Source organism: Bordetella petrii (assembly GCF_020991325.1).
Taxonomy (GTDB): domain Bacteria; phylum Pseudomonadota; class Gammaproteobacteria; order Burkholderiales; family Burkholderiaceae_B; genus Bordetella_A; species Bordetella_A petrii_E.
In genome coordinates, this window is the sequence record NZ_JAJMLX010000275.1 from 1 (window position 1) to 5,863 (window position 5,863).

At 66.0% G+C, this 5,863-nt stretch carries 5 protein-coding genes; 1 reads left to right on the plus strand and 4 read right to left on the minus strand.

The genetic code is table 11. The features are described 5' to 3' along the window. From LPZ50_RS20600 to LPZ50_RS20615, 4 genes are all read right to left on the minus strand, one after another. The coding region (locus tag LPZ50_RS20600; RefSeq protein ID WP_230664486.1) for a (2Fe-2S)-binding protein at window positions 1–594 on the minus strand (594 nt) is incomplete at its 3' end. A gap of 8 nt (window positions 595–602) precedes the next feature. After that, a complete protein-coding gene (locus LPZ50_RS20605; RefSeq protein WP_230664488.1) occupies window positions 603–1,430 on the minus strand; it encodes an FAD binding domain-containing protein in 828 nt (275 codons plus the stop codon). Next, on the minus strand, window positions 1,427–3,811 hold the full coding sequence (locus tag LPZ50_RS20610; protein ID WP_230664490.1) for a xanthine dehydrogenase family protein molybdopterin-binding subunit: 2,385 nt from the start codon (window positions 3,809–3,811) through the stop codon (window positions 1,427–1,429). The genes LPZ50_RS20605 and LPZ50_RS20610 overlap by 4 nt, the downstream gene beginning before the upstream one ends. A gap of 23 nt (window positions 3,812–3,834) precedes the next feature. Beyond that, window positions 3,835–4,938, minus strand: coding sequence for a TRAP transporter substrate-binding protein (locus tag LPZ50_RS20615; RefSeq protein ID WP_230664492.1), 1,104 nt, complete (start codon window positions 4,936–4,938; stop codon window positions 3,835–3,837). A gap of 480 nt (window positions 4,939–5,418) precedes the next feature. Between LPZ50_RS20615 and LPZ50_RS20620 the strand changes: the two genes are divergently transcribed. After that, the gene (locus tag LPZ50_RS20620) at window positions 5,419–5,733 is read left to right on the plus strand and encodes a non-heme iron oxygenase ferredoxin subunit (protein ID WP_230664494.1); all 315 of its coding nucleotides are present in this window, start codon (window positions 5,419–5,421) and stop codon (window positions 5,731–5,733) included. Window positions 5,734–5,863 lie beyond the last annotated feature (130 nt).

The window sequence follows — 5,863 nt, forward strand, 5'->3', positions numbered from 1 at the left end:
GGCCGGCTCGGCCGATGCAGGCGCAACCGGCGTGAATGACTGGAACGCCACCGGCGGCGCGGCGGCGGGCAGGGCGCCCCCGCCCTGCGCCAATTGCTCGCGCAATGCGGTCACGGCAGCATCGGGGCTTGCCCGCAGGTCGGCCAGCACCGACATCACCGCGGCCACGATGCCCATATACCCCGTGCAACGGCACAGGTTGCCCGACAGTTCCACGCGCACCCGGGCCTCGTCGGCGTCCGGCAGGCGCAGCACGATATCGCGCGACGTGGCCAGCATGCCGGGCGTGCAATAGCCGCACTGCAACGCGTGGTGGCGTGTGAATGCGGGCCGCAGCCGCGCCATGACGGGGTCGCCGTCATAGCCTTCGATGGTGGTGACATGCCGGCCCTCACAGGCGGCCGCGTACGAAATGCAGGAGCGCACCGGCTCGCCGTCCACCAATACCGTGCACGCGCCGCACACCCCGTGTTCGCAGCCCAGGTGCGTGCCGGTCAGGCGCACCTGGTCGCGCAGAAAATCGCCCAGGTGCATGCGCGCGGGCACTTCGTGGGATTCCCGCCTGCCATTGACTTCCAGAGATACTTGAACCATGTGTCTTCCTAAGCGGCCAGGGCTTGCGCCAGGCAACGTGCCACGGCGGTGGCGTGCAGCGTGCGATGCAGCGCGTCTTTGTCCGGCATGACAGCGGCCAGCGCTTCCTGGATGCGGCCGGCGGCCGGCGCAGCGCCTTGCCGGGCGGCCTCGCTGGCCAGGCCGGGCAGCAAGGCCGGCGCGCCATCCAGCGCGCCCACGGCAATGCGCGCCACCTTGTTGGCCGGGTCGAACCAGGCGGCACAACTGGCCTCGGCGAACTCACCGGTCTTGCGGCAGAATTTGTAATAGCCCCAGCGCGATTGCTCGCTGCGGCGCGGCACATGCACGGCGGCGATCAGTTCGTCTTCGCCCACCGCGGTGGTGTACGCGCCCTGCATGAACTCGCCGGCCGGCACGCGGCGGCTGCCATCGGGGCCGGCGATTTCTAGTTCGGCCCCCAGCGCCACCATGGTCAGCACCCAGTCTGCGGCCGGGTCGGCATGCGCCAGGCTGCCGCCCAGCGTGCCGCGGTTGCGGATGGCGCGATAGGCAATGCCGCCCGCCACCTGCTGCAGGGCGGAACCGCGCAGCAGCGGGTGCACGCCGTCTTCTATCTGCGCATGGGTGACTCCCGCGCCCACCCGCAGCCTGCCGTCCTGTTCGGTGACGGTGCACAGCTCCGGCACGCCCGCGATGTCAATGACGACGGCCGGGCGCGCCAGGCGCAGGTTCAGCATGGGCCCCAGCGACTGCCCGCCGGACATCAGCTTGGCCTGGCCTTGGTGGCTGCGCAGCAGGCCAACGGCCTGCGCCACTGACTCGGCGCGCAGGTATTCAAAGCGGGCGGCTTTCATGCGGCCTCCTGGGCGGTGCTGGCGGCGGCAATGGCGGCCAGCACGCGCAGCGGCGACAAGGGGGTATGCGTAAGTTCCGCCGCGCCCACGCGGCGCAGCGCATCGTTCACGGCGCCGAACAGGACTGCCGGCGGCGCGATGGCGCCGCCTTCGCCCATGCCCTTGGCGCCGAATTCGGTGTGCGGCGACGGCGTCTCGAAATGGTGCAGCTGCAAATTGGGCACCTCGGTGGCGCCCGGCAGCATGTAATCGGCCAGGGTCGAAGCCAGCGGCTGGCCGTTGCCGTCGTAGGGTACTTCTTCCAGGAAGGCCGTGCCTATGCCCTGGGCCACGCCGCCGATGGTCTGGCCTTCCACCACCATGGGGTTGATCATGGTGCCGCAGTCTTCCACGATGGCGTAGTCCAGGATTTCGACCGCGCCGGTGCCCGGGTCCACAGCCACCACGGCGGCCTGGCTGGCATAAGTAAAACAGCCGGTGTCCACCTTGGGCTTGTAGCCCACGTGCACTTCCAGGCCGGCCGGGTCCACATCGGCGGGCAGCAGGTGCGGCCGCAGGTACCAGGCGTCGGCCACTTCGCGGCTTTCCACCGATTTTTCGCCCGCGCAATAGCGGCCCTGCCGCAGCGATACCTGGGCCGCGTCGGCCTGCAGCAAGTGCGCGGCAATGTGCGTCATGCGCGGCAGCAGGCGCTTGCAGGCCTGCGACACGGCCCCGCCGGACATCACCAGCGAACGCGATGCGTAGGTTCCGGTGGAAAACGGCGTCTGGCCGGTATCGCCGTGCAGCACCTTGATGCGCCCCACGTCGATGCCCAGGATCTCGTGCGCGATCTGGGCAAAGGTGGTTTCCATGCCCTGCCCGTGCGAATGCACGCCCACCCGCACTTCCAGGCCGCCGTCGGGCGTGACGCGCACGGTGGCCTGGTCGTAGCCGGGAATGACCGGGGTGCCCCAGGCGGCGAACACCGACGTGCCATGCGCGGCCTGCTCGGTATAGGTGGCCACGCCTACGCCGATCAGGCGGCCGTCCGGTTCGCCGGCGGCCTGGCGCGCCCGCACGCCCGGCGCGTCGATCATCTCCAGTGCCTTGCGCAGGCTGGCCGGGTAGTCGCCACTGTCCAGGTGCTTGTTGGTGACGTTGACATACGGCATTTGCTCGGGCTGCACCAGGTTCTCCAGGCGCACTTCCCAGGGTTCGCGTCCCACTTCCTGGGCGATGGCATTCATGGTCAGTTCCATGGCAAAGCACACGCCCGTGCGGGCCACGCCACGATAAGGAACAAAACCGGGTTTATTGGTTCCCACGCAACGCGTGACGCATCGGTAGCCTTTGAAGCCGTACGGGCCCGGCAGGTTGCCGATGGCCTGGCCGGGCTCCAGCCCGATCGTGAAAGGCCATACTGAATAGGCACCGCCGTCGATGGTGATCTGCGCGTCCAGGGCCAGCAGCTTGCCGCGCTTGTCTACATAGGCGGCCATTTCGTAATAGTGCTCGCGCGAGTTCGCGCCGGCCGTCAGGTGTTCGCGGCGGTCTTCGATATAGCGGAAGGGCCGCTTGTGCGTCTTGGCCAGCCAGGCCACGCACAGTTCTTCCTGCTGCAATACGCACTTGTAGCCGAACGCCCCGCCCACGTCGGGTGAAATGACGCGTACCCTGCCCTGGTCCAGGTCCAGGCACTGCGCAAGAATGCTGCGTATCATGTGCGGCACCTGAGTGGCGCTGACCACCACCAGCTGGTCGGCCTGGTGGTCCCAGTAGGCCAGCACGGCCTTGCCTTCCATGGGCACCATGCACTGGCGCGCCAGGTCGATCTTGCGGCGTACCACCAGGTCGGCCTGGGCGGCCTGGGCATCGAAATCCTTGTCGATGTTCAAGGTGACGAAGACGTTGTCGCGCCAGTTTTCGTGCAGCAGGTCGGTGCTGGCCTGCTGGGCGGTAATGACATCCGCGTAAACAGGCAGGTCGTCGTAGTCGACTTCAACCAGTTCGGCATGGTCTTCCGCTTCGGCGCGGCTGGGCGCGAACGTCATGGCCACCGGCTCGCCCACGAAGCGCACCTTGCCCCAGGCCAGCGGCGGCTGGCTGGACGATTGATAGGTGGGCAGCGTGGAATCGGCCACGATGTCGCGCGCGTCGGCCATGGTATCGCGCAAGACCACACAGCCTTTCACGCTGTCGGGCACGCGCACTCCGGTAATGCGGGCATGGGCCAGCGGGCTGCGCAGGAAAGCCACCTCGCACAGGCCGGGCATGGCCATGTCGGCCACGAAGCGCCCTTTGCCGTGCAGATGGCGTTCGTCTTCCTTGCGCGGCACGCGCGCGCCCACGCCCTGGCGCGCGCCGGCCGGTTCCACATGGCCGGCGGGTTCTGTCTTCATCGGTTTCCCTTAAGGTGTACGGCTTATTTGGACTGGGCCCGCGCAAGCGCCGCGAACGTATAGTTGTCCAGGGCGTTTTCGGCTACGCGGAACCAGCTGGCCTCATCGGCCTGGAACTTCTGCCAATCGGGGTAGATTTCCTTGAAGTCGGGGTTCTTTTCCGACAGTTCCACCCACAGTTCCTGCGATGCCTTGTATACCGCGTCCATGACTTCTTTGGGGAAGAAGCGCAGCTTGGCGCCGCCGGCAATCAGCTTGCGCAGGGCCAGCGGGTTGCGGGCATCGTAGTTGGCCAGCATTTTCATGGTCTGCTCGCCGCAGGCGCATTCGAAGGCCGCCTTGTAGGCCGGCGGCAGGGCTTCCCAGGCCTTGTCGTTGACCATGGTGGTAATGGACGCGCTGCCTTCGAACCAGCCCGGCGAGTAATAAAAAGGCGCCACTTTGTTGAAGCCCAGTTTTTCGTCGTCGTACGGGCCAATCCATTCGGCCGCGTCGATGGTGCCCTTTTCCAGCGCGGGGTAGATGTCGCTGGGCGGAATCTGCTGCGGCACGGCGCCCAGCTTGGACAGCACCATACCGCCTATGCCGCCGATGCGCATGTTCAGGCCCTTCAGGTCGGCCACCGAGTTGATCTCTTTGCGGTACCAGCCGCCCATCTGCACGCCGACGTTGCCACAGACGTGGTTGACGATGTTGTACTTCTTGTACAGCTTGCGCAGTTGCTCCAGGCCGCCGCCATAGTGGATCCAGGCGTTGTGCTGGCGGGCGTTCAGCCCGAACGAAAGGCCGGTGTCGAAGGTCAGCGCCGTGTTCTTGCCTATGTACATGGTACTGAGCACGTGGTTGCATTCCACCGTGCCGTTGCTGACGGCGTCCATGTTCTGCGCGGACGGCACCAGTTCGCCGCCCGGAAAGGCGCGGATCTCGAACTTTCCTTCGGTGAGCTCGCCCACACGCTTGCACAGTTCATCGGCCGAGCCGTAGATGGTGTCCAGGCTCTTGGGCCAGCTGGTGGACATGCGCCAGCGCACGGCGGGGTTGCTTTGCGCCAACGCGGGCACACTGGCGGTGGCCAGTCCGGCGCCGGCAACTCCGGCGGCTTGGGCAAGAAAACGGCGTCGCTGCATGGATAGCTCCTGGGTCTTTTCCGATAATCGTTCCGGGGAACGGTTCGTGGGTGACGCCGGCGAGATTCTGACTGCCTGCCGGCTTATAGAGAAAGCTTGCACAAAGACGATTCGCCGCCACCGCCGGTGCCTTCGAGCGCCGGCGCCGGTTCTATTTGCGCGTGCTCAAAGTTCACTGAAAAAAGTGCAGTATGCTGACGTTTTATTCAGCATACTGATAGATTTTTCGAGTGTCAACGAGGTATTCCCCGCAGTTTCCGGCAGCATTCAAGCCCGCATCGGGCACCTGGTTGACGCTAACCGGCCCGCGCCGCATTCCCTTTATTTCCGCGGCTTTGCGCGGATCCAAAAGGTGCCGGCGCATGCTCGCCCGCGGCGCGGCGCGGCCTACCTGGCGACTCGGGAAATCCCTAAGCCCGATTTGCGATTTATAGGCAGTACACTGTGCATATTTACTCAGCACACTGAATATATAAGCCTATGCCCTGGACCAAGATCGCCACCACCGACCAACTGGAAGACGACGACGAGATCCTGCCCGTGTCGGTCGACCAGACGCAACTGGCCCTGTACCGCAGCGAAGGCGAATTCTTCGTTTCCGACAACGTCTGTACGCATGCCTACGCGCTGCTGTCGGACGGCTACCTGGAAGACGGCTGCATCGAATGCCCGCTGCACCAGGCCAAGTTCGACATCCGCACGGGCAAGGCCATGTGCGCGCCGGCCACGCGCGATATCCGCGTGTACCCCGTCAAGGTGGAAGGCGGCGACATCATGGTCGACCTGCAAGGCTGAACACAGCAAAGGAGTTCTGCATGGCCCCGCTATCGTCCATTGTGATTGCCGGAGCCGGCCAGGCCGGCGCCATGGCCGCCGCCGCCCTGCGCGACCTGGGCTACACGGGCGCGCTGACGCTGGTGGGCCA

Coding starts and splice junctions, on each gene's coding strand:
- LPZ50_RS20605 (WP_230664488.1), bottom strand. CDS start 1,430: ATGAAAGCCGCCCGCTTTGAATACCTGCGCGCCGAGTCAGTGGCGCAG.
- LPZ50_RS20610 (WP_230664490.1), bottom strand. CDS start 3,811: ATGAAGACAGAACCCGCCGGCCATGTGGAACCGGCCGGCGCGCGCCAG.
- LPZ50_RS20615 (WP_230664492.1), bottom strand. CDS start 4,938: ATGCAGCGACGCCGTTTTCTTGCCCAAGCCGCCGGAGTTGCCGGCGCC.
- LPZ50_RS20620 (WP_230664494.1), top strand. CDS start 5,419: ATGCCCTGGACCAAGATCGCCACCACCGACCAACTGGAAGACGACGAC.